The following is a 22268-nucleotide window of genomic DNA, read 5'->3' on the forward strand; positions in this document are numbered from 1 at the left end:
TGGATCAGCCGGTGGCGGTTCCAGTCCTCGGCATGCGCCATCACCACGCCGCCGGTGACGACGGCGGGGATGCCGAGGCGGCGGGCGGCGGCGAGGACGGCGTGGCGATCTGGGCCCGGACGCAACTCGGCGCAGAGGCCGGCGGGGCCGGAGAGCTTCACCAACCGCTCGAGCAGCGCGACGTCCTGCGTGATGACGGTGAGGCCCTCGCGATCGACGGCGAGTTGTGCGGAGAGGGCGAGGTCGGGGTCCCAGTGCACTGCGCTCACGGCGCGGCCCAGCGTGCCCCAGCCGCGGGCATCTTCGGCGAGGATCACCGCGTCCTGGCCGTTGGCCACGAGGTGGGCACCGAGGATCGGGCGGATGCCGGCAGCCTCGCACGCCTTCTGGAACTCCACGGCGCCGTAGACGCCGTTGGTGTCGGTCAGCGCGAGGGTGCGGTACCCTCGGCGTGCGGCGGCCTCGACCAGGACCTCCGGCGAAGAGACGCCGAGGCCGAAGGAGAACCAGGAGTGGACGTGCAGGTGGGTGAACATGCAGGTCGTAGGTCGTAAGTCGTAAGTCGTAAGTCATATGCGTTTAGCCTACGACCTATGACTGATGACCTATGACCCTTCGCTCATCGCTCGCCGCAACACTGCACCAATCGGACAGTCCCCAACGTGCGCCCCCGGCAGCCGCCCGATGCTCATCAGGAACTCGCCGACGATCTCGCCGCCCATGAACTTGAATTCGCGCTTCATGAGCTTGACCCACTGCGGCTTGTCGAGAGGACCCTGCGCGTCGAGCCACGCCGCGAAGGAACCATGCTCGGCGATCAGGGCCACCACGCGCTGCGCGTTGTGGATGGCGGCGTCGACCTTCAGGCGGTTGCGGATGATGCCGGCGTCGGCGAGGAGGCGCGCGCGTTCGGTCTCGCCATAGGCGGCGACGACGTGCGGATCGAAACCGTCGTAGGCACGCCGGAACCCCTCGCGCTTCTTCAGGATGGTCTCCCACGACAGCCCGGCCTGATTGATTTCGAGAATGAGGCGCTCGAAGAGGCCGGCATCGTCGCGGAGCGGGAAGCCGTACTCGGTGTCGTGGTAGGAGCCGTGGACGGGATGGCCGGGGGCGATGGTGCAGTAGGACATGGGAAACCGCAGGATGATGGATGATGGATCATCGATGGTCGATCATCGATCATCGATGGTCGATGGGGTTGACCCGAATATACACCGAAGCTACATTCCTGCCAGTTGGTTCGGTGCAGACGCCGGATCGCAGGAGACGGGATCTCGAGTGCGGGTTGGAGCCTCCGCTTGGGGTCGGGTCGCCTGCGATTCCGGCGTTTTCGTTGCATCACTTAACGTTGCGCCGCTGCCGCCGTCCTTGGGGCATGCCCACCCAATCCATCGTTCGAGCGGCGCGCCGCGCCTCCTGCTGGTCGTTGCTCCTCGTCATCCTGGCGGGATGCGGCAGCGACGGCACTCCCACCACCTCCGAATCGCCGGTCGCGGTCGTCACTCCACCGCCAGCTCCGACGCCGGTCACGTTCGCCGGGGTGACCGCCGCATTGACGATCAATCCGGCACAGCTCCCCAACTACGCGGCGCCGGCACTTCCGCCACACTATGCCGGGCTGATCGGGAGCAACACCGACAATGGCCGCAACGCGCCGATCACCGACGCGGGGGCAACGCTTGGGCGGGTCCTCTTCTACGATCGGCAACTGAGCATCAACAACACCAAGTCGTGTGCGTCGTGCCATGCCCAAGCCAGCGGCTTCGGCGACGAGGCCCAACTGTCGGTGGGCTTCGAGGGTGGCCTCACCAGTGCCCACTCGATGCGGCTGGTCAACGCCCGCTTCTACGGCCCCGGCAACTTCTTCTGGGATCGTCGCGCGCCCACGCTTGAGGCGCAGACGATCGAGCCGATCCAGAACGCGGTCGAGATGGGCTTCGATGCCACGCACGGCGGCCTCGTCGCGGTGAACGCACGGCTGCAGGGACTCGCCTACTATCGCGAGTTGTTCGCCCTGGTCTATGGCGACTCGACCGTCACCACCGACCGGATGCAACGCGCCATCGCACAGTACGTGCGCAGCATCATCTCGACGTCGAGTCGGTGGGACACGGGGTACGCGCAGGTCTTCAATCCGGGACTGCCGGATCGCGGCGTCAACACGCCGATCCCGACCTTCACGGCGCAGGAGAACCGCGGCCGCGAACTTTTCTTCACCGCGCCGCCCCAGGGCGGGGCCGGGTGCGTCGCCTGTCATGTGGCGCCGACCTTCGCGCTCGCCGGGAATTCGCTCAGCAACGGCCTCGATGCCGGCGAGACGCGGATCTTCAAGTCGCCCTCGCTCAAGAACAGCGGCGTGCCCGGGCGCTTCATGCACGACGGACGCTTCAGCACGCTCGATCAGGTGGTGGCGCACTACAACAACGGAGTGCAGGACGGACCGGCGCTCGACCAGCGCCTCCGCGGCCCCGGCGGCACGCCACTGCGCCTCAACCTGAACGCTGGCGATCGCGCGGCGCTGGTGGCCTTCCTGCAGACGCTGACGGATACGCAGCTGGCGGGAGATGCGAAGTTCGGGGATCCGTTCAAGAGATGAACGGTGAACAGTGAACGGGGCTGGTGAAAGGTCAACCGTGAAACGGTGGCCACTCGCTGGCTCCCGTTTCACGTCTCACCTTTCACGCTGGATCCCGTTCACCGTTCACCGCTCACCCCCCAGCTTTCGCTGCCTCATTCAACTTCTGCAGCCCCGCGTCAATCGCCTGATTCGGCGTGCGCAGCCCACGATGGCACGTCATGCAGGTCACCTGCGCCGCGCCCGACATCTGCATCTTCGGGATGTGCTCGCCGTTGATGGAGTTGACCATCGTCTGCATGATCCGCGCGCGCGACTTGTTCTGGCGCGATTCGTCGGCCCAGCTACCAGCGACATGGCAGGTGGTGCATTGCGCGGTCAGCGCGTTGGAGTAGTTCTCCATCGTGGTGAGCACCTCGGCCGCGGTCTTCCCCTTCAGCACCTGAATGTTCTTGAAGACCACCTCGGCGGGCTCGTTCTCGCGGCCGGCGATCGTCGCGGCAACCGTCTTCAGCACGCCGGCGCGGAGCTTGATCAGCGAGTCGGGTGATGGGCGCGGACCGCCGCGACCTCCACCAGGACCGGGCTGTCCGGGCGCGGGCGTGGGCGCGGGCGCGGCCGTCGCGCCACTCCCTGGCGTCGGTGTCGTGGCCGGTGTTTGATGGCAGGCGACGAGAAGTGCCGTTGCGGCAAGGGCAGTCAAGGCGGTGCGCGAAGACACCATGGCATGGCTCCGAACGAGGGAAGTGGGTGATCCGAGGAACGATGGCGACCCACCAATGTACCGCGCCAAGGCGGCCCGGCACCTACCGCGGTCGCGGGTGGGCGCAGTAGCCTTGGGGATGCCCACTGCGTCAGCCGCCCGTCACGCCACCGTGGCCGATTTGTCGGAGATCCTCCGCGTCGTGAATCTCGCCTACCAGGTTGAGCAATTCTTCATCGATGGCGACCGGATCGAACCCGCGGAACTGCTGGAGCGCTTCTCGCGCGCCGAGGCCGAATTCCTGGTCGTAGAGCGGGCCGACGGCGAGGGCCTCGCCGCCGCGGTGCACTTCGAGAACCGCGGCGATCATGGCTGGTTCGGGCTCCTCGCCGTCGACCCCGCTGGCCAGGGCGCGGGCCATGCGCGCACCCTGCTGGCCGCCATGGAGGCGCGCTGCCTCCAGCTCGGCCTCCCCAGGCTCCAGCTCGAGATGGTCGACCTGCGGCGGGAACTGCCGGCGTTCTATGCGAAGTTTGGCTTTGCCGAGATGGCGCGGAAGCCGTTCCCGGATGCCGGGAAGCTGAGACGGCCGGCGGAGATGATTGTGATGGGGAAGCAGGTGAACGGTGAACGGTGGACGGGAACCAGGTGAAACGTGAGAGGTGAAACGGGGGCCCGTAATGCGGGCACGTTTCACTTCTTACGTCTCACGTCTCGTTGTCACCGTTCACCGTTCACTTATCTGTTACACCCTGAAACCCACTCCCCGTCCTCTCCGTAGTCCCCGCATGACCCGGTTGCCCCTGAACGTCCGCTACCTGCTGCAGTTTGCCGCCCTCTCTTTTCTCTGTCTCGGGGCGCACGAACTCGTCCACCACCTCGCCGTGCGTCTGACCTGCGGCACGTGGGGGACGATGAGCTTCTGGCAGTTCCAGCGGCCGGCGGGTTGCTCCGCGACCGGGGTTTCCCTCCTTGCCACGCTCGCCGGGCCGCTGCTGACCTGGCTGCTGATCTGGGGCGGCCGCGCGATGATCCATCATGGCGAGGCGCGCGCGGGTGTCACGCTCATCCTGGCCAACCTGCCGCTGGCGCGCGTCGTGACGGTGCTGATTCGCGGCGGCGATGAAATGGTGGTTGCCCGCGCCTTTGCCCCGGGCAACGTCCTCTGGCTGCCGATGCTGGCGTTGACCCTGCTGCTCTTCTGGCCGCCCGTCCTCACGGCCTATCGTGCGCTGCAACACAGCAACCGACTGCAGCTGCTCGCGGCGTTTCTGGTGCTGCCCCTGTTCTGGGACATGCTGCTCAAGCGCGTCTGGTTGAGCGCGGTCTTCGCGAGTCACCCGGCGACCGTTGCCGGCATCCCCGAGGTCTTCCTCGCGGCCGTGGGCGTGGCGATCCTGCTCCTGGTGTTGCTTCGGCGACCGGCGCCCGCACCGCAGCTCGCCCGCGCGATGATCTCGCAGGAGACCTTCGCCATCTCGGGGGCGTGGAAGGTGAAGTAGCTTCCCTCCATGCGAGCCGTCCTCCTTCCCGATCTTGCCCTCGTCGAGCGCCCCGCACCGCGCCCCGACGAGGGCGAGTTGCTGGTATCCGTGCGCGCGGCCGGGCTCAATCGGGCCGACCTGTTGCAACGTCTCGGCCGCTACCCCGCGCCGCCAGGGTGGCCCACGGACGTCCCCGGGCTCGAATACGCCGGCGTCGTCACGGCGCTCGGCGAGGGTGTCACCCGCTTCGCCATCGGCGATCGGGTGATGGGCCTCGTCGGCGGCGGTGCGATGGTGGAGCAACTCACCATCCACGAGGCGGAGGCGATCCGAGTCCCCGATCGACTCCGCGACGTCGAGGCGGCCGCCGTCCCCGAGGCCTTCCTCACGGCGTGGGATGCGCTGGTGGTGCGCGGTCGAGCGGAGCGAGGTGACCGCGTGCTCATGCACGCGATCGGCAGCGGGGTCGGCACCGCCGCGCTGCAGTTCGCGCCACTCCTCGGCATCACGATGGTCGGCACGTCGCGCACGCCTGAGAAGCTCGAGCGGTGCATCGCGCTCGGACTGCACCACGGCGTGCTCACCACCGACGAGGACTGGCCCACGGCCGTCGGCGCGCCGGTCCAGTTGATCATCGACACCCTTGGTGCGAAGGCCCTCGCCGCCAACCTCGGCCTGCTCGCGCCGCTCGGCCGGTTGGTGGTGCTGGGGACGATGACGGGAAGCGAGACGACCATCGACCTCGGCGTCGTGTTGCGCAAACGCCTCTCCATCATCGGGACGGCGATGCGCAACCGCGGTGCCGCGGAGCGGCGGGTCCTCATGGCGCGCTTCGCGGCGGAGGTGTTGCCGCATCTCGCCGGCGGCGCACTGACGCCCCTGGTCGAGGCCGTGGTGCCGATGACCGAGGCCGCGCGCGGCTACGATCTGCTGGCCGGCAACGGCACCTTCGGGAAGGTGGTGCTGGCCTGGTGACCAGTGACCAGTGACCAGTGACCCGTGACCCGTGAAACGTGAAACGTGCGCCGACGTGGGACCCGTCTCACGTCTCACGTCTCACGACTTACCCCCGTTGACACCTCCCGTCCTGTACCACAGATTTCCCGAACAAACACCGAATCAACCTCCCCGTTTCCGCCCCGGAGTCGTCATGCTCGCCCCAGGTCTCGTTGCGCAGCTGGAGTCCACCCGCAAGTTCTTCGGCACCACCACCTCGATCTTCGAGGAGGCCGATGCCGGCTATTCGCCGACCGCCGAGATGTACACGGTGGCCGGGCAGGTGGCGCACGCCGCCGACACGCTCGACTGGTTCGTCGACGGGGCGTTGGGCAAGGGATGGGACATGGACTTCGAGGCGTCGATCGCGCGCGCCAAGACGCCGCGCACGCTGGCCGAGGCGCGGGAGATGCTCGACCGCGCCTTCTCGCGTGCCATTTCCGTCGTGGGCTCCGCTTCCGATGCGACGTTGCTCGAGGCGATCCCCAATGATCCGATCCTCGACGGCGCCCCGCGGATGGCGGTGATCAGCGCGATCGTCGATCACACGGCGCATCATCGGGGTTCGTTGGCGGTGTATGCGCGGCTGCTCGGGAAGGTGCCGCCGATGCCGTACGCCTGAGGGGAGTCGTTAGCGGTCGTAGGTCGTAGGTCGTAGGTCGGGCGTGGTCGTGGTCGTAAGACGTGAAGGTGAACGGAGACCCGATTGCGACCACGCACCCACTCACTTCCTGGTCACTCGTCACTCGTCACTCGTTTCACTCGGTCCAGCGCCCGCTGCAGTGCCGCCGCCTTCGGCGCGGCACAGAGCTCCTCGCTCGGCCACAGTTCGAGTTGTCCGCCGCCGTCGTGCAGGTTGGTTGCCGTGAGGACCAGGCTGCGCACGGCGATGCGTCGGGTGAGGGCGGCATCGAGGGCGCGGCAGGCGGCGCGCCAGAGGTCGCTGTCGAGCGGTGAGGCATCGACGCCGATGGCACGTTCGGCGATGGTGTCGTCGGCGTGACGGACCGTGACCAGCAGGCGTCCGGCCATCAACCGGCGGGCACGCAACCGCCGGCCAATCTCTTCGGCGAGTGGCCGGAGGATGGCGGCCAGCGCCTGACGGTCGTTGGTGTCGGTGGCGAGTTCGTGTGTGAGCCGGAGTGCCGCCTGCACTTCGGGGGAGAGGACCGGGCGCGGATCGATGCCGTGCGCGTGCCGATGCAGCGTCCCGCCCGCCGCCCCGAAGGCCACGCGCAGCGGTGTCTCGCCGATCGCTGCCACCTCGCCGATCCGCTCGAGGTGATAGTCGTCGAGCCGACGCCGCACCAGCTCCGGCACCTCCGGCAGCAACCCCACCGGCTCCGGGGCGAGGAAGGCGGCCTCGTAGCCCGCGGCCACCGCCCAGATGTCGGCACCGGCCTCGCGCTTCACCACCGTCGCCGCACTCTCGCTCACCAACTTGTTGATCGCCACGCCGACGGCCAGCGGCAACGAGAGGCGCTCGCGCACCGTCCGCTCGATCCGACGCGCCACCTCGACGGCCGGGCCGAAGAGTCGCTCGGTGCCGGTGAGGTCGAGATAGGCATGCCCCCATCCGCGCGGCTCGATCACCGGCGCCACTTCGGCCAGGATCGTGTGCAGCGCCGCGTGCGCCTTGGCATAACGGCCCGGGGTGGGCGGCCGGACGATCAGGTCGGGGCAGATCCGCCTGGCCAGCGCCACTGCCATCCCCGGCGCGATCCCGGCCAGCCGCGCCTCGGCGCTGACTGCTTGCACCACCGCCCGGTCGGCTGCCAGTGGAGCGATGGCCATGGGCCGCCGCCGCAACTGCGGGTCGCGGAGCACCTCGAGGGTGGTACAGAAGGCGGGCGGATCGACGAAGAGGATGGTGCGCATATTGGGATACCGAATATACACCGAAAGCGATGGTCGTTAGGCGTTGGTCGTTAGTCATTAGGTCATAGGTCATAGGTCGAAGGTGCGTCACGGCGCGGCCGGGACCGCTATTCTCTGGACTTTCGACTTACGACCCTAACGACCAACGACTAACGACTAAGGACTCAGCATCCTCGCCCCCCTCCTCGTCACCACCTACTACCGCCTCCGGATCGCCGGTGGCACGGTCCCTCGTCAGGGGCCGGTGTTGCTGGTGGCCAATCATCCCAATTCGCTGCTCGATCCGATGGTGGTGCTGACGGCGGCAGGGCGCCCGGTGCGCTTCCTGGCGAAGGCACCGCTGTGGGATGACCCGAAGACGGCGTGGCTCGTGAAGCTCGGGCGGGCGATTCCGGTCTACCGCGCGAGCGATGATCCGACCAAGCTGGCGCGCAACGCGACGATGTTCGACGCGGTGCATGCGGCACTCGCGGCGGGTGATGCGGTCGGGCTCTTTCCCGAGGGGATCTCGCACAGCGAGCCGTCGATCACCCCGCTCAAGACCGGGGCGGCGCGCATCGCGCTCGGCGCGGCCCCGATGATCGGCGGGGCCTTCCCGATCATCGCGGTGGGCCTGGTCTTCCGCGAGAAGGAGATCTTCCGCTCCGAGGGGCTCGCGCTGGTGGGCGAGCCGATCGCGTGGGAGGACCTCGCCGCACGCGGAGTGCGCGATGCCGACGCGGTGCGCGAACTGACCGAGCGCATCGACGCGGCGATCCGGCAGCAGACGCTCAACCTGGCCCAGTGGGAGGACGCGCCGCTGGTCGATGGCGCGATGGAGATCTGGGAGGCGGAGCAGCGGGCGGTGCCGGAACCGGCGGAGCGCATCGCCCGGCTGGCCGCGACGACGCGGATCCTCGCGGAGGTGCGCGCCGAGCCGGAGGCGACGACGGAGGCACTGGCGCGTGAGGTGACTGCGCACGTGCGACGACTCACGCGGCTCGGTCTGCGGCCGGCCGATCTCGGGCTCGACACGGCGGGGCGGACGGCGGTGGGATGGGCCACGCTGCGCATCCCGCTGCTGTTGCCACCGTGGATCGCGGTGGCCGTCGTCGGCTGGCTGCTCTTCGTGGTGCCGTACCAGCTCACCGGCGTGGTGGTCGATCGCTTCACGCTGGAGCGCGACACCCGATCCAGCTGGAAGTTGTTGATCGGCGCGGCGCTCTATGCCATGTGGGTGGTGGCGCTGGCGATCGCCGCAGGAGTGTGGCTCGGCTGGTGGTTCGCTGCCGTGACGGTCCTGCTGGTGCCGGTGATTGGCCTGGCCGGCCTGCTGGTGCGCGAGCGGTGGCACGGCGCCTGGACCGATGTCCGCCGGTGGGCGTTGCTGCGCTCTCGCCGTAGATTGGTGGAGACGCTCCGCCAGACGCAGCACCATCTCGGTCGCCGCCTCGACCAACTCTTCACGCAACATCCCCCGCGAGGTTCCCGATGACCGCAGCCACGGTGGCCACGCCGGACGGTCAGGATTCGCCCAAGGTCATCTGGTCGTGGGCGCTCTATGACTGGGCCAACTCGGCATTCACCACACTGGTGGTGACCTTCATCTACGCCACCTACTTCACCAAGGCGATGGCGCCGGACGAAGTCACCGGCACGGCATGGTGGTCGCGCGGTGTGGCAATCAGTGCGCTGCTGACGGCGTTGATCTCGCCGCTGCTCGGGGCCGCGGCCGACCGGAGCGGGGCACGCAAGCGCTTCCTCGCGCTCGCCACGGCGATCTGCATCGCCGCGACGGTGGCACTCGCCTTCGTTGCACCGGGGATGCCGAACGCGGGGATGATCGCGCTGACGCTGTTCATCATCGCCGAAGTGGCCTTCGAGTCGGGCAACGTCTTCTACAACGCCTTCCTGCCGACGATCGCCTCGTCGGAGCGGATCGGTCGTGTCTCCGGCTACGGCTGGGGCCTCGGCTACGTCGGCGGCCTGGTCTGTCTCGCCATCGCGCTGGTCGGCTTCGTGCAGCCCGAGGTGCCGTGGTTCGGGATGAGCAAGGAGGCGGGATGGAACATCCGCGCCACCAGCCTCCTCGCCGCCGGCTGGTTCCTCGTCTTCTCGATTCCAATCTTCCTCAATGTGCCCGAGAAGCAGATTCCCAACGCGACGATCTCGCTGCGCGCCGCGATCGCCGAGCTCGGGCAGACGGCGCGCGACATTGCGCGGTACCGGGAGATCGTCCGCTTCCTGGTGGCGCGGCTGATCTTCAACGACGGCCTGGTGACGGTATTCGCCTTCGGTGGCATCTACGCCGCGGGGACGTTCGGAATGACCTTCGCCGACGTGATCCTCTTCGGTGTGGCGCTCAACGTGGCCTCCGGCCTGGGCGCCTTTCTCTTCGGCTTCGTCGACGACAAGATCGGTGGCAAGCGGACGGTGCTCTGGTCGCTGGTGGCGCTCACGCTGGCGACGGCGCTGGCGGTGTGGGCACCGACGCGGAATTGGTTCTGGGTCGCCGGCATCCTGATCGGCATCTTCGTCGGGCCGAACCAGTCGGCGTCGCGGTCGCTGATGGCGCGCTTCGTCCCGAGCAAGCATCAATCGGAGTTCTTCGGCTTCTTCGCCTTCTCGGGGAAGGCGACGGCGTTCATGGGCCCGCTCCTGCTCGGCCTGGCGACCACGCAGTTCGGCTCACAGCGGGCGGGCGTGGCGACCGTGATCCTCTTCTTCGTGATCGGCGGCGTGATCCTCGCCTCGGTCAGCGAGGCGAAGGGGATCGCGGCGGCGCGCGAGAGCGATGCGGTCAACGCCGGTTGATGATCCGCCGTATCACTAGGTAGTACCCCCGCAGATGATTCCTCGTTCTCACTGGAGCACTCGCGTGTCCATTACACGTTGGTCGGCGCCTTCGTTGGCGCTCCTGCTCGTTCCCGCTGCGCTTTCCGCGCAGGCCAAAGTCAACCAGTATGGCTACCCGGAGAAGCACGCTCCGCAGCCGACGGCTGCGGCAATCTCGGTCGCCGACCTGATGACCCGCCTCTACATCTTCGCCGACGACTCGATGATGGGTCGCCAGGTCGGACGCCCGGGCAACATGCAGGGCACCAACTACATCGCGGGCGAACTGAAGCGCCTCGGCATCAAGGCCGCTGGTGAGAACGGCGGCTACTTCCAGGTGCTGCCGTACCTGCAGCGGAAGTTCACCGAGCAGTCGGCAATGACGGTCGGCGGCGCCATGCTGCGCTTCGGCGTCGACTTCGCCCCGGTTCCGGGAGCGCGCGCGCCGAAGTCGATCGACAACGCGACGGTGATCTACGGCGGGATCGCCGGCGACACCGCGCAGCAGATCAGCGCGGCGCAGGCGGCCGGCAAGGTCGTCGTCCTCGCGGCGGCCCGTCCGCTCGCGGCGTCGCCGATTGCCGGTGGCCCTGGCGGGCGCGGTGGCTTCGGTGGCGGTGCCGCCGGTGGCAACACGCGCTTTGCGGGGGCCGTGGCGGTGATCACGGCGGACCTCGATCCGCTGAGCCCGGCTGCGCGCGCCATGATCAACGAGCCGCCTGCAGCGTACTCGGCGGCCGATGCCAAGACCACCGTCGTGGCGGGCGACGTGATCGTCAACACCAAGGGCCAGCTCGGCGTGGTGCGTGGCGACAAGGTGATCGGCGGGACGTTGCCGGCCGGGATGACGCCGGCGACGATCCGCGCCTGGAATGACTCGGTTGCGCGCGCGGACTCGATCGCACGTGCCGGTCGCGCGCGGGCGCCGGTGGGGCGGCGGGTGGCCGTGGCGCGGCGGGTGGCCGTGGTGGTGCGGGCGGCTTGCGCGGGGCTGCGCCGAGCACGGAAGCTCCGGCCGCGAACATTCGCGTGACGATTGCTGCGGCCGAGAAGCTGCTCGGTGGCAAGGTGCTGGCGGGCTTGCCGCTCGGCACCACGGGCGCGACCGTGTCGGCCAAGCTCGACTTCTCCGAGAAGTGGACCGACTACGGCCGCAACGTGGTCGCGATCGTCCCGGGCTCCGACCCGAAGCTCAAGAACCAGTATGTCGTGATTGGCGCCCACAACGACCATGTCGGTTATCGCCAGGGTGGGCTGGACCATGACTCGTTGCGTGTCGCGGCCCAGATCCGTCTGCGTGCCTCGATGGCGAGCGGCGACCTCCTGCCGTTGACGCCTGATCAGGCGACGTCGCTGCCGAAGGTCAACGTCGATTCGCTCCGGAAGGTTCGCCCGGCGCGCCCCGACTCGATCAACAACGGCGCCGATGACGACGGCTCGGGTTCGATGGCGCTGCTCGAGATCGCCGAGAACATCCAGGCGATGAAGGTGAAGCCGAAGCGCTCGATCGTCTTCGTCTGGCACGCCGCGGAAGAAGCGGGGATGTTCGGGTCGCGCGCCTTCTCGTCGAACCCGACGGTGCCGGTCGACTCGATCGCGGCACACATCAACATCGACATGATCGGTCGCGGTCGGGCCGAAGACGTGATCGGTGGCGGCGACACCTACACCGGCATCCTTGGCGCCTACCGGCTTTCAAAGGAGTTCGGTGACCTGGTCTACAGCACCAACAAGACCAGCGCCAGCAAGCTGGTCCTCGACGATCGCTTCGACGACCCGACCCTCGGCACGCTCGTCAACGGCGTCACCAAGTGGCCGGGCTACAACAATCTCTACGGCCGCAGCGACCATGCGCGCTACGCCGAGAAGTGCATCCCGATCGTCTTCTTCTTCACCGGGCTGCACGGCGACTACCACCAGGTCACCGACGAACCGCAGTACATCGACTATCCGCACTACTCGCGGATCGCCAACCTGATTCGCGATGTCGCGGTGGCGGCGGGCAATGTCAGCAAGCGGCCGGCGTTGGATGGGATGTGCGTACGGAGATAGTCGATGATCGATGATCGATGGTCGATGATGGATGATGGATGATGGATGATGGATGATGGATGATGGATGGTCGATGGTCGTAAGACGTGAGAGGTGAAACGTGTCCCGCGAGGGGAACCGTTTCACCTTTCACGTTTTACCGTTCACCGTTCACCGTTCACCGTTCACCCCTCACCCCTCACCCCTCACCCCTCACCCCTCACCCCTCACCCCTCAAACAGCGCAAGCTGCCCTGCTCCCGGGCTCGGCGTCCGCAACTCCTCTTCGCGTCGCATCCCTTCGCGCGGGTCGTAGCCGAGGCGATCCATCAGGGTGCGGAGGCGGGCGTTGAGCGCATCGGCATAGGGCTTGGTGACACCGCGGCGATCGCCGTAGTGCTCGCGATAGCGGTGGGCCAGCAGCGGACGATGGCGGAGCAGCCAGGGGAGGAGGGTGTGCCGGGTGGCGGGCCCGAGGCGGAGCGGTCCGCCGCCGGCCCAGTTGGCGCCGGCCTCTCGGGCGGCGGCGAGCAGGGTGCCGAGGGTGACGGTGTCGTCGGTGAGGCCGGGGAGGATCGGAGCGATCAGCAGCCCGACGGGCACGCCAGCGTCTGCGAGTCGTCGCGTGGCACCGAGGCGCGCCTTCGGGGTTGGCGTACGTGGCTCGAGCTGTCGCAGGAGGGCGGCATCGAGGGCGGCGAGCGAGATGTGGATCGAGACGCGATGGCGCAACGCGAGCTCGGCGAGCAGCGTCGCGTCGCGTGCCACCAGCGCCGACTTGGTGATGATCGTGAGGTGGAGGCCACGGTACTCGGCGAAGACCTCGAGCAGCGCGCGCGTCAGCTTGAAGCGCCGCTCAGCGGGCTGGTACGGATCGGTCGCGGAACCGATCACGATCGGGAGCCCATCGAGGCGCGCCGGGTGGAGGTCGCGACGGAGCAGGGCGGCGGCGTCTTCCTTCACGAGGATCCGCCGCTCGAACGCTTGGGCCGAAGGGAGCGTGGCCGCCTCGCGCGCGGCTGGTAGCGGTGGGCGCTGGTTGGCGGCGCGGTCGATCGTCCAACGGTGCGTCTCGCGGGCGTAGCAGTACGCGCAGCCGAATTCACAGCCGACGTACGGATTCAGCGACCAGAACCGCATCCCGGTGGCGGCGGGTGGATTGAGGATGCCTCGCGCATCGAGGGAGAGGTAGCGGGTGGTGGTGCCGCGGGTGCCGAGGGCGGTGAAATGTTGCACCATGCCTCAGACGCACCGACTCCAGCCGCATGCCACGCAGGTCTGACACCGGGCACTTCGCGCGATCGGCCCCTGACACTCGGGACAGCTGGCGGGGAGGGTCGAGTCGGCCCGCGTCGTCTCGGCGGCGGGGAGCGGCTGGAAGGTGGTGGGGGCCAGGGCGCCCCGGACGACGGTGGCGAGTGGGAGATTCATGACGGCCTCAGCTTCGGTGTTTATTCGGCTTGGTGTACCGAATATACGCCGAAGTTGAAATTCGTCAAATGGGGAGTTAAGATATCGTATTTAAGGCTCGAATGGGGAGCTTTTAATTCCCAGTTCTCATCTTGAATCCTCAACCATACATTGGAAAACGACCCGTCAGCAGATGACTCACCCTCGCTCGATGCTGAGGGCGAGGTCCGGTCTTTCCATTTTCTCGTCGAGGTGTCCGGATGGATCAATCCAGTCGATATGCCGATCTCAGCCTCCGCGAGGCAGACCTCGTCGCCGGCGGCCAGCACATTCTCGTGGCGTACAAGATGAAGCCGAAGGCAGGGCACCCCTACCTCACTGCGGCTGCCCATTTCGCGGCAGAATCCTCGACGGGGACGAACGTCGAGGTGGCCACCACCGATGACTTCACGCGCGGCGTCGACGCACTGGTGTATCACATCGACGAGGCCACCGAGGAGATGCGGATCGCCTATCCGCTGGCCCTCTTCGACCGCAACATCACCGATGGCCGGATGATGCTGGTCTCGTTCCTCACCCTGGCGATCGGCAACAACCAGGGGATGGGCGACATCGAGTACGGCAAGATCTACGACTTCTACGTGCCCGAACGCGCGATCCAGCTCTTCGACGGACCGTCGAAGGACATCTCCGACTTGTGGCGCATTCTCGGACGCCCGGTCAAGGACGGCGGCTTCATCGTCGGCACGATCATCAAGCCGAAGCTCGGCCTGCGGCCGCAGCCGTTCGCGACGGCGGCCTACGAATTCTGGCTGGGCGGCGACTTCATCAAGAACGACGAACCGCAGGGGAACCAGGTCTTCTCGCCGATGCGCCAGACGATCCCGCTGGTGGCGGACGCGATGCGTCGGGCGATGGACGAGACCGGTCAGCCGAAGCTCTTCTCGGCCAACATCACCGCGGACGATCACTACGAGATGTGCGCCCGGGCCGACTTCATTCTCGAGACCTTCGGGCCCGATGCCGACAAGGTGGCCTTCCTGGTGGACGGCTTCGTCGGCGGACCCGGCATGATCACCACGGCGCGTCGGCAGTATCCCAACCAGTATTTGCATTACCACCGCGCCGGCCACGGCATGGTGACATCGCCGCAGTCGAAGCGCGGCTACGACTCCTATGTCCTGGCCAAGATGAGCCGGCTGCAAGGGGCTTCGGGTGTGCACGTCGGGACGATGTCGTTCGGCAAGATGGAAGGCACCGCGGACGACCGGGACATCGCCTACATCATCGAACGCGATGAATTTCAGGGACCGGCCTACCACCAGCGCTGGTACGGCATGAAGCCCACGACGCCGATCATCTCCGGCGGCATGAACGCGGTGCGGATGGCCGGCTTCTTCGAGAACCTCGGCCACGGCAACGTGATCACGACCGCGGGCGGCGGCTCGTATGGGCACCTCGATTCGCCAGCGGCCGGCGCACGCTCGATGCGTCAGGCGTATGACGCCTGGAAGGCCGGGGTGTCGCTGCTCGAATATGCGCGGACGCACCACGAATTGGCGCGAGCCTTTGAGTCGTTCCCCGGCGACGCCGACCGGCTCTTTCCGACCTGGCGACAGACGCTCGGCGTGGGGCGCTGAGCCATGCCGACCGGCGGCAAGTCGACGCTCACCAAGTTCCTCATCGAGGCACGCCGTCGTGTGCCCGGTGCCACCGGTGAGCTGAATGCGCTGATCACCGACATCTCGCTGGCCTGCAAGGGCATCGCCAAGAAGGTGGCGTACGGCTCGCTGGGTGAGTTGCTCGCCACCACGGCGCCAAGCGGCGCCCCACTGCAGGCCGCCTGCCACGAACTCTTCGTCCGGGCCACGAACTGGGGCGGCCATTCCGCGGGGCTCGTGAGCGGGGCGGAGGACGGCGTGTACCACCTCCCGGCCGGTACTCCGCGCGGGAAATACCTGCTGGTGTTCAATCCGCTCGAAGGGGCGGCCAACGCACGGGTCAACGTGCCGGTCGGGTCGATCTTCTCGATCCTGCGCGCGCCGACACCCAACGCCGATCCCGCGGCTGAGGAGTTCCTCCAGGCCGGGCAGCGTCAGGTCTGCGCCGGATATGCGATCTACGGCCCGGCGACGATGCTGGTCTTGACGCTCGGCCACGGCACGCATGGCTTCACGCTCGACCCGCAGCTTGGGGAATGGGTGCTGTCGCATCCGGGCATCACGATTCCTGATGCGACCGGCGACTTCGCCATCGATCCGGGGCAGAGTCGCCACTGGGGTGTCCCGGTCAAGCGCTATGTCGACGAGTGCCTCGCCGGCCACGCGGGTCCGCGCGGGGCAGACTTTCGGGTGCGGTGGATTGCCTCGCTGGTCACCGAGGTACACCGGATCCTGATGCGCGGCGGCGTCTTCCTCGCGCCAGGGGGAAACGGCGATTCCACGACGGCAACCTCGCCCAGGCTGCTCGACGAGGCCAATCCGATTGCGTTTCTGATGGAGCAGGCGGGCGGGTGCGCCGACACTGGTCATGGCCGAGTGGTCGAGGTGGTACCTGGCGCGCTCCGCCAAACGACGCCGCTCTACTGTGGGTCGCGCCTCGAGGTCGAGCGCATTGCGCGCTACCACGCGGCGCCTCCTGGGGAGTCGTACGACTCCTCCCTCTTCGGCCATCGCGGCCTCTTCTCCTCCCCAGGGTGAGTTCCCATGTCCGCCAGACATCCGATCATCTCGATTACCGGCAGCAGCGGCGCCGGCACCACCTCGGTCACTCGCACCTTCGAGAACATCTTCCGTCGCGAGGCGGTCCGCGCCGCCGTGGTCGAGGGCGATGCCTTCCATCGGTATGACCGCCTCGAGATGAAGGCGAAGATGGCCGACGCGGAGGCGAAGGGCGTGCGGCACTTCTCCCACTTCGGTGAGGAAGCCAACCTCTTCGCTGAACTCGAGCGGCTCTTTGCCGATTACGCCGAGACGGGGACGGGGACGGCGCGGAAGTACCTGCACTCGCCCGAGGAGGCGGCGCCGTACCAGCAATCTCCCGGCACGTTCACGGCCTGGGAGCCGCTGCCGGAGAGCGAGTTGCTGTTCTACGAGGGGCTGCATGGGGCGGTGGTCACGCCGACCGTGAACATCGCCCACCACGCCGACCTGCTGATCGGGGTCGTGCCGGTCGTCAATCTCGAGTGGATTCAGAAAATCCACCGCGACAAGAGCACCCGCGGCTACTCGACCGAGGCCGTGACCGACGTGATCCTGCGGCGCATGCACGACTACGTGCACTACATCGTGCCACAGTTCACTCACACGCACATCAACTTCCAGCGCGTGCCGGTGGTGGACACGTCGAATCCGTTCATTGCCCGGACGATCCCGACCGCGGATGAATCGCTGGTGGTGATCCGGTTTGCGAATCCGCGAGGCATCGACTTCCCCTACCTCCTGAGCATGCTGCACGATTCGTTCATGTCGCGCGCCAACACGCTGGTGGTGCCGGGCGGCAAGATGGAGCTGGCGATGCAATTGATCTTCACGCCGATGGTGATGCGGTTCGTGGAGCGGCGGCGGACGTTGCAGGGAGGGTGAACGGCGAACGGTGAACGGTGACCAGTGACCAGTGACCCGTGACCCGTAAGACGTGAGAGGTGAAACGTGTCCGCGAGTGGGGTACGTTTCACCTCTCACGTTTCACGTTTCACGCCTGACGTCTCACGTCTGACGTCTCACGCCCTCCACCGGAGTCCTCCGCCATGCCCCAGATCTCCTACCTCGGCACCGGTCTCCTCGGCAGCGGCTTCGTCGAGGCCGCCTTGTCGCGCGGCGATCAGGTGACCGTCTGGAATCGAACCGAGTCGAAGGCGCAGGCACTGGCCGCCTTCGGCGCGACGGTGGCCGCGACCCCGGCCGACGCGGTGCGTGGCGCCGAGCGGGTGCATCTCGTGTTGCCCGATGATGCCGTGGTCGAGTCGGTCATCGCCGCGTTGCGGCCCGGGCTGGCGCCGTCGGCGATCATCATCGATCACTCGACGACGCTCCCGGCCAAGACGGCCGAGCGTTCGGTGCGGCTGAACGCGGAAGGCGTGCACTACCTCCATTGTCCGGTCTTTATCGGGCCGGCGGCAGCGCGTCAGGGCACCGGGACCATCATGGTGTCGGGGCCGCAGGCGCTCTACGATGCCGTGGCCACGGCCCTCGCGGCACAGGCGACCAAGGTGGACTACTTCGGCGAGCGTCCCGACCTGGCCGCCGTCTACAAACTCTGCGGCAACGCACTGATCCTTGGCATCACGGCGTTGATGGCGGATACCTACAGCGTGGCGCGCGGCGGTGACGTGGCGCCGACCGACGTGCTCGCCAAGCTCCAGGAGTACTTCAACGCCGCCAACATCGTGGCGGGCAGGGGCAAGTCGATGGCCGAGGCGAAGTATGCTCCGGGCTTCGAGCTGACCATGGCCCGGAAGGATGTGCAGCTGATGCTGGAGACGGCAGGCGACGCGCCGCTCACCTCGTTGCCGGGGATCGCGGCGCGCATGGATGTCCTGATTGCCCAGGGATACGGGCACGAGGATCTCGCGGCGCTTGGCCGCGATGCGATCATCCCCCGGACATCGCCCCCACGATGAGGAAGGGTTCGCCTCCCGACGCGACCGCGTCGGGGAGCGGCGTGTCGGGGAGTTCATTCGACAGGTCCCGCTCGCAGGCATGGAAGCGGATGAACGGCCGGCGACGTTGCGTCGCGTGGTCGCGCATCGTGCCGCGCAGCATCGGATAGCGCGCCTCCACCGCGTCGAGCACTCGGCGTTGCGTGACCGGGGCGTCAATCGGCAAGGCGAGCTCCCCGTCGATGCGCGCCAGCGCCAGCAGCGGAGCGGGAAGAATCACGCGGATCACGGCAGCGTCTGCACTTCGACCGAGAGCACGGCCGGGAGATCGCGCACGATCGCTTCCCAGCTGTCGCCCCCATTGGTCGAGGCGTAGACCTGGCCACCGGTGGTGCCGAAGTACACTCCGCAATCGTCCAGCGTGTCCACCGCCATCGCATCGCGAAGCACGTTGACGTAGCAATCCTGCTGCGGCAGTCCCTTGGTGAGCGCCTCCCACTCGTGGCCGCCGGTGCGGCTGCGATAGACACGCAGCTTCCCTTCGAGCGGGTAATGCTCGCCGTCGCTCTTGATCGGGACCACGTAGATCGTCTCCGGCTCATGGGCGTGCACGTCGATCGGGAAGCCGAAGTCGGTGGGGAGATTGCCGCTGATCTCGTGCCAGTTCTCCCCGGCGTCATCGCTGCGCATCACGTCCCAGTGCTTCTGCATGAAGAGCGTGTCGGGCCGCGACGGGTGCAGCGCGATCCGGTGCACGCAGTGGCCGACCTCGGCGGTCGGATCGGGGATGTACTTGGAGCTCAAACCACGATTGATCGGCTTCCAGGTCGTACCGCCGTCGTCGGTCCGAAAGGCGCCCGCCGCCGAGATGGCCACGAAGATGCGCTGGGGATCGGTGGGATGGAGGAGGATCGTGTGCAGTCCCATTCCGCCGGCGCCAGGCGCCCACTGTTCGCCCGAACCACAGCCGCGGAGCCCCGCCAGCTCGTGCCAGCTCGTGCCGCCATCGGTCGAGCGGAACATCGCGGCGTCCTCGGCCCCCGCATAGACGGTGTCGGCCTCGGTGAGCGACGGCTCGAGGTGCCAGATCCGCTTGAACTCCCACGGATGCGGCGTGCCGTCATACCACTGGTGCGTCCCCGTCACTCCGGCGTAGGCGAATTCATTGCCCACCGGATTCCACGTCACGCCGCCGTCGTCCGACCGCTGAATCAGCTGACCGAACCAGCCGCTGCTCTGCGAGGCATAGATGCGGTCGGGATTCAGCGGCGATCCCTTGAGGTGGTAGAGCTCCCAGCCCGGAAAGTGGGGCTGCGAGACCTCCCAGCGCTTGCGCGCACCATCGGAGGTGAGGATGAAGGCGCCCTTCTTGGTGCCGACCAGCACGCGCACGCGACTCATGGGGGATGTCCGGAAGGTGGGTGAACAGTGACCAGTGACGTGAAAGGTGAAACGTGAGACGCGATTCGGGAATCGGTAAGGGGTGAGGGGTGACCTATGACCAACGACCCCTAACGCCTAACGACCAACGACTAACGACTAACGACTCCCTGCCGGCAACGTTTCAAGTGTTTCAACCAGAAACTAACCCGAGCCCCCCAACGTCAGTTCCCATGTCGCTTTCCCCCGAGTCCTCAAGATGACCACGCAGGAGTTCGTCCAGCGGCTCCGTGATCGTGCCCTCGCCCTTCGTCCGTACCTCACGGTCCGACGAATCGGCGCGACGGTGGCGGTCGGCATGGCGTTGGGCACCCTCGTCTTCGGCACCGAGGCGGTGGTCCGAGCGCATCTCGGCCCTCCGGAGAGCCGATTGCCGACCGCGCTCTACTCCCGTCCCGTCGCCTGGGGCGTCGAGGAAGGCTCGGCGTCATCGCCCTCGCTGATCGCACCGCTGGAAGGCACCGCCCTCGAGGCACGGATTCCGGTGCGCCTCGCTTCGGTCCCCCCGGCGCTGGTTCAGGCGGTGCTCGCGGTCGAAGATCAGCGCTTCTACGAGCACGACGGGGTCGACCTGCGGCGCATCGGCGGTGCCTTTCTCGCCAACGTGAAGGCGGGCGGGATCGCGCAGGGCGGCAGCACCATCACGCAACAGCTGGCGAAGAATCTCTTCCTCTCGGCCAATCGCACCCCCGGGCGCAAGCTGCGCGAGCTGGCGTTCGCCATGGTGCTGGAGTTCCGCTACGACAAGGCGACCATCCTCGAGGCGTACCTCAACGAGATCTATCTCGGTCAGGATGGCAGCCGGGCCATCCATGGCGTGGGCGCCGCGGCGCGCGCCTACTTCGGCAAGGACGTTCGCAAGCTCTCGCTGGCGGAATCGGCCCTGCTTGCCGGGATGATCCACGCGCCCAATCGTCATACGCCGACGCGGCACGCAGATGCGGCGCGCGATCGTCGAAACCTTGTGCTCGGGCTGATGGCGGAGCAGGGACGCATCTCGGAGGCAGCCAAGGAGCGAGCGCAGGGGAGCCGCATCGTCACCCGGCCCTCCTCGGTCAGCCAGGTGGTCGATGGTCGCTACTTCCGCGATGCGGCGCTTGCGGCGTTGCCGAGATCGTTGCCGCCGCGTGGTGGGGCGGTCTACACGACGCTCGACGCCCGATTGCAACAGGCTGCGCAGCGGGCCGTCCGGCGCGGCGTGTCGCGGCTTCCGCTGCCCGGGGTCGAGGCGGCGCTGGTGGCGATCGATCCGCGGACCGGGGAAGTGCTCGCCCTCGTGGGCGGCCGCGACTATGCGCTGTCGCAGTACAATCGGGCCACCGACGCGCGCCGCCAACCGGGAAGCGCCTTCAAGCCGATCGTGGCGCTGGCCGCCCTGGGGCGGCGCGGCGACGAGGCGCCGGCCTTCACCCTCGCCTCGCTCGTCGACGACACTCCGCTCTCGCTGAAGACGCCGCGCGGCATGTGGCAGCCCAGCAACTACGACGGCGACTTCCGCGGCCCGGTGACGGTGCGCACGGCGATGGAGCAGTCGCTGAATGTGCCGTTCGTGCGGATCGGGCTGGAAGTGGGGCCAGCGAAGATCGCCGCCACCGCGAAGGAACTCGGCATCGCCTCACCGATGCCCCTGGTGCCGAGTCTCGCGCTCGGCAGCGCGGAGGTGTCGCTGCTGGAATTGGTGCGCGCCTACGGCGTCCTTGCCACTGGCGGTTCGCTCGCCGCGACGCGGATGGTGCTCAGCACGACCAAGCGCGGTGATGTGCCGGCGTCGGCGAACGCCGCGTCAGTGACCCACGTGGCCGATCCGGCCACCGCATGGCTGGTCACGTCCGCGTTGCAGGGCGTGGTCGATCATGGGACCGGGGCGAGCCTGCAGGAGCGGATCAACGCCAGCGGGCTCGCCGGCAAGACCGGCACGTCGAGCGACTGGAAGGATGCCTGGTTCGTGGCCTACGCCCCGAATCTCGTGGTTGGCGTCTGGGTCGGCTACGATGATGGTCGGTCACTCCACACCACCGGCGCCGGCGCCGCGCTCCCGATCGCGGGCGATTTTCTCGAGGCGGCCTTCTCGGAGCGTGACCCCGACGAATTCGAGCGGCCGGAGGGCATCACCGAAGGGCATGTGGGCGCCACACCCGGTGAATGGAGCGACGGCTGCGGCACCACCGAGTATTTCCTCGAAGGGACGGAGCCGAGCGAACACGACTGCCTCTACATCGACGTCCCGGAGATGCCGGGGCTGGATGAGGTGCGCGACGCCTTGCAGCACCGCGCCGCACGGCTGCTCGAAGCGTTGATCGCGCGGGGCTTCGAGCAACGGCGCGGGCGGCACTGA

The 22268-nt window shown here is 67.6% G+C and carries 21 protein-coding genes and 1 pseudogene; 14 read left to right on the forward strand and 8 right to left on the reverse strand.

The annotated features are described in order from the left end of the window. Positions 1–380: 380 nt before the first annotated feature. Together IPP98_11400 and IPP98_11405 are read right to left on the reverse strand one after the other, a co-directional pair. Positions 381–536, reverse strand: a pseudogene (locus IPP98_11400) (PHP domain-containing protein). 69 nt (positions 537–605) lie between these two features. Then, positions 606–1133 (reverse strand): DNA-3-methyladenine glycosylase I, encoded by a 528-nt coding sequence (locus tag IPP98_11405; GenBank protein ID MBL0179716.1) that lies wholly within the window; start codon positions 1131–1133, stop codon positions 606–608. 245 nt (positions 1134–1378) lie between these two features. Here IPP98_11405 and IPP98_11410 point away from each other — a divergent pair, with 245 nt between their 5' ends. Further along, the gene (locus tag IPP98_11410) at positions 1379–2599 is read left to right on the forward strand and encodes a cytochrome-c peroxidase (protein ID MBL0179717.1); all 1221 of its coding nucleotides are present in this window, start codon (positions 1379–1381) and stop codon (positions 2597–2599) included. Positions 2600–2711: 112 nt separating this feature from the next. Here the strand turns inward: IPP98_11410 and IPP98_11415 are convergent, their stop codons facing one another. Then, positions 2712–3302 carry a photosynthetic reaction center cytochrome c subunit gene (locus IPP98_11415; protein MBL0179718.1) on the reverse strand — a complete coding sequence of 197 codons (591 nt, stop codon included), beginning with the start codon at positions 3300–3302 and terminating at the stop codon, positions 2712–2714. Positions 3303–3420: 118 nt separating this feature from the next. Between IPP98_11415 and IPP98_11420 the strand changes: the two genes are divergently transcribed. The 4 genes from IPP98_11420 (at position 3421) to IPP98_11435 (ending at position 6383) form a co-directional block, all read left to right on the forward strand. Continuing rightward, on the forward strand, positions 3421–3933 hold the full coding sequence (locus IPP98_11420; GenBank protein ID MBL0179719.1) for a GNAT family N-acetyltransferase: 513 nt from the start codon (positions 3421–3423) through the stop codon (positions 3931–3933). Between the two features lie 136 nt (positions 3934–4069). Further along, the gene (locus IPP98_11425; protein ID MBL0179720.1) at positions 4070–4783 is read left to right on the forward strand and encodes a hypothetical protein; all 714 of its coding nucleotides are present in this window, start codon (positions 4070–4072) and stop codon (positions 4781–4783) included. A 9-nt stretch (positions 4784–4792) separates the two neighbouring features. After that, the gene (locus IPP98_11430) at positions 4793–5740 is read left to right on the forward strand and encodes an NAD(P)H-quinone oxidoreductase (protein MBL0179721.1); all 948 of its coding nucleotides are present in this window, start codon (positions 4793–4795) and stop codon (positions 5738–5740) included. A gap of 175 nt (positions 5741–5915) precedes the next feature. Beyond that, a complete protein-coding gene (locus IPP98_11435) occupies positions 5916–6383 on the forward strand; it encodes a DinB family protein (GenBank protein ID MBL0179722.1) in 468 nt (155 codons plus the stop codon). Positions 6384–6496: 113 nt separating this feature from the next. On the opposite strand, the gene IPP98_11440 is transcribed toward IPP98_11435, so the two are convergent. After that, entirely contained in the window at positions 6497–7639 is a 1143-nt protein-coding gene (locus IPP98_11440) for a hypothetical protein (protein ID MBL0179723.1), read from the reverse strand. A gap of 247 nt (positions 7640–7886) precedes the next feature. Between IPP98_11440 and IPP98_11445 the strand changes: the two genes are divergently transcribed. From IPP98_11445 to IPP98_11460, 4 genes are all read left to right on the forward strand, one after another. Further along, positions 7887–9113: a 1-acyl-sn-glycerol-3-phosphate acyltransferase gene (locus IPP98_11445; protein ID MBL0179724.1), complete on the forward strand. Its 1227-nt coding sequence runs from the start codon at positions 7887–7889 to the stop codon at positions 9111–9113. Next, positions 9110–10432 carry an MFS transporter gene (locus IPP98_11450; protein ID MBL0179725.1) on the forward strand — a complete coding sequence of 441 codons (1323 nt, stop codon included), beginning with the start codon at positions 9110–9112 and terminating at the stop codon, positions 10430–10432. The genes IPP98_11445 and IPP98_11450 overlap by 4 nt, the downstream gene beginning before the upstream one ends. Positions 10433–10496: 64 nt before the next feature. Beyond that, positions 10497–11486, forward strand: coding sequence for a hypothetical protein (locus IPP98_11455; GenBank protein ID MBL0179726.1), 990 nt, complete (start codon positions 10497–10499; stop codon positions 11484–11486). Then, positions 11483–12505, forward strand: coding sequence for a M20/M25/M40 family metallo-hydrolase (locus IPP98_11460; GenBank protein ID MBL0179727.1), 1023 nt, complete (start codon positions 11483–11485; stop codon positions 12503–12505). Before IPP98_11455 ends, IPP98_11460 begins: the two co-directional genes overlap by 4 nt. A 206-nt stretch (positions 12506–12711) precedes the next feature. Here IPP98_11460 and IPP98_11465 read toward each other — a convergent pair whose 3' ends face one another. Together IPP98_11465 and IPP98_11470 are read right to left on the reverse strand one after the other, a co-directional pair. Then, complete coding sequence (locus IPP98_11465) at positions 12712–13722, reverse strand: radical SAM protein (GenBank protein MBL0179728.1); 1011 nt, start codon at positions 13720–13722, stop codon at positions 12712–12714. A gap of 3 nt (positions 13723–13725) precedes the next feature. Next, positions 13726–13914 (reverse strand): hypothetical protein, encoded by a 189-nt coding sequence (locus tag IPP98_11470; protein ID MBL0179729.1) that lies wholly within the window; start codon positions 13912–13914, stop codon positions 13726–13728. 239 nt (positions 13915–14153) lie between these two features. Here IPP98_11470 and IPP98_11475 point away from each other — a divergent pair, with 239 nt between their 5' ends. The 4 genes from IPP98_11475 to IPP98_11490 all read left to right on the forward strand — a co-directional run bounded on the left by IPP98_11475 (position 14154) and on the right by IPP98_11490 (position 18514). After that, entirely contained in the window at positions 14154–15533 is a 1380-nt protein-coding gene (locus IPP98_11475; GenBank protein MBL0179730.1) for a ribulose-bisphosphate carboxylase, read from the forward strand. Positions 15534–15536: 3 nt separating this feature from the next. Then, the gene (locus IPP98_11480) at positions 15537–16592 is read left to right on the forward strand and encodes a fructose-1,6-bisphosphatase (GenBank protein MBL0179731.1); all 1056 of its coding nucleotides are present in this window, start codon (positions 15537–15539) and stop codon (positions 16590–16592) included. Between the two features lie 6 nt (positions 16593–16598). Next, a complete protein-coding gene (locus IPP98_11485) occupies positions 16599–17477 on the forward strand; it encodes a phosphoribulokinase (protein MBL0179732.1) in 879 nt (292 codons plus the stop codon). A 164-nt stretch (positions 17478–17641) separates the two neighbouring features. Further along, positions 17642–18514, forward strand: a complete 873-nt coding sequence (locus IPP98_11490) for an NAD(P)-dependent oxidoreductase (GenBank protein MBL0179733.1) — start codon at positions 17642–17644, stop codon at positions 18512–18514. Here the strand turns inward: IPP98_11490 and IPP98_11495 are convergent. Then, a complete protein-coding gene (locus IPP98_11495) occupies positions 18486–18782 on the reverse strand; it encodes a MoaD/ThiS family protein (GenBank protein ID MBL0179734.1) in 297 nt (98 codons plus the stop codon). The genes IPP98_11490 and IPP98_11495 overlap by 29 nt on opposite strands. Beyond that, positions 18779–19894 carry an exo-alpha-sialidase gene (locus IPP98_11500; GenBank protein ID MBL0179735.1) on the reverse strand — a complete coding sequence of 372 codons (1116 nt, stop codon included), beginning with the start codon at positions 19892–19894 and terminating at the stop codon, positions 18779–18781. The genes IPP98_11495 and IPP98_11500 overlap by 4 nt, the downstream gene beginning before the upstream one ends. A gap of 238 nt (positions 19895–20132) precedes the next feature. Between IPP98_11500 and IPP98_11505 the strand changes: the two genes are divergently transcribed. After that, the gene (locus IPP98_11505) at positions 20133–22268 is read left to right on the forward strand and encodes a PBP1A family penicillin-binding protein (GenBank protein MBL0179736.1); all 2136 of its coding nucleotides are present in this window, start codon (positions 20133–20135) and stop codon (positions 22266–22268) included.

The organism is Gemmatimonadota bacterium (assembly GCA_016720805.1).
Classification (GTDB): Bacteria; Gemmatimonadota; Gemmatimonadetes; order Gemmatimonadales; family GWC2-71-9; genus Palsa-1233.

Bases quoted from the DNA above. Each gene is read 5' to 3' on its own strand.
- IPP98_11500 (MBL0179735.1), bottom strand. From the start codon at position 19,894: ATGAGTCGCGTGCGCGTGCTGGTCGGCACCAAGAAGGGCGCCTTCATC.
- IPP98_11410 (MBL0179717.1), top strand. From the start codon at position 1,379: ATGCCCACCCAATCCATCGTTCGAGCGGCGCGCCGCGCCTCCTGCTGG.
- IPP98_11470 (MBL0179729.1), bottom strand. From the start codon at position 13,914: ATGAATCTCCCACTCGCCACCGTCGTCCGGGGCGCCCTGGCCCCCACC.
- IPP98_11415 (MBL0179718.1), bottom strand. From the start codon at position 3,302: ATGGTGTCTTCGCGCACCGCCTTGACTGCCCTTGCCGCAACGGCACTT.
- IPP98_11405 (MBL0179716.1), bottom strand. From the start codon at position 1,133: ATGTCCTACTGCACCATCGCCCCCGGCCATCCCGTCCACGGCTCCTAC.
- IPP98_11475 (MBL0179730.1), top strand. From the start codon at position 14,154: ATGGATCAATCCAGTCGATATGCCGATCTCAGCCTCCGCGAGGCAGAC.
- IPP98_11425 (MBL0179720.1), top strand. From the start codon at position 4,070: ATGACCCGGTTGCCCCTGAACGTCCGCTACCTGCTGCAGTTTGCCGCC.
- IPP98_11465 (MBL0179728.1), bottom strand. From the start codon at position 13,722: ATGGTGCAACATTTCACCGCCCTCGGCACCCGCGGCACCACCACCCGC.
- IPP98_11450 (MBL0179725.1), top strand. From the start codon at position 9,110: ATGACCGCAGCCACGGTGGCCACGCCGGACGGTCAGGATTCGCCCAAG.
- IPP98_11440 (MBL0179723.1), bottom strand. From the start codon at position 7,639: ATGCGCACCATCCTCTTCGTCGATCCGCCCGCCTTCTGTACCACCCTC.
- IPP98_11430 (MBL0179721.1), top strand. From the start codon at position 4,793: ATGCGAGCCGTCCTCCTTCCCGATCTTGCCCTCGTCGAGCGCCCCGCA.
- IPP98_11435 (MBL0179722.1), top strand. From the start codon at position 5,916: ATGCTCGCCCCAGGTCTCGTTGCGCAGCTGGAGTCCACCCGCAAGTTC.
- IPP98_11420 (MBL0179719.1), top strand. From the start codon at position 3,421: ATGCCCACTGCGTCAGCCGCCCGTCACGCCACCGTGGCCGATTTGTCG.
- IPP98_11490 (MBL0179733.1), top strand. From the start codon at position 17,642: ATGCCCCAGATCTCCTACCTCGGCACCGGTCTCCTCGGCAGCGGCTTC.
- IPP98_11485 (MBL0179732.1), top strand. From the start codon at position 16,599: ATGTCCGCCAGACATCCGATCATCTCGATTACCGGCAGCAGCGGCGCC.
- IPP98_11480 (MBL0179731.1), top strand. From the start codon at position 15,537: ATGCCGACCGGCGGCAAGTCGACGCTCACCAAGTTCCTCATCGAGGCA.
- IPP98_11505 (MBL0179736.1), top strand. From the start codon at position 20,133: ATGACCACGCAGGAGTTCGTCCAGCGGCTCCGTGATCGTGCCCTCGCC.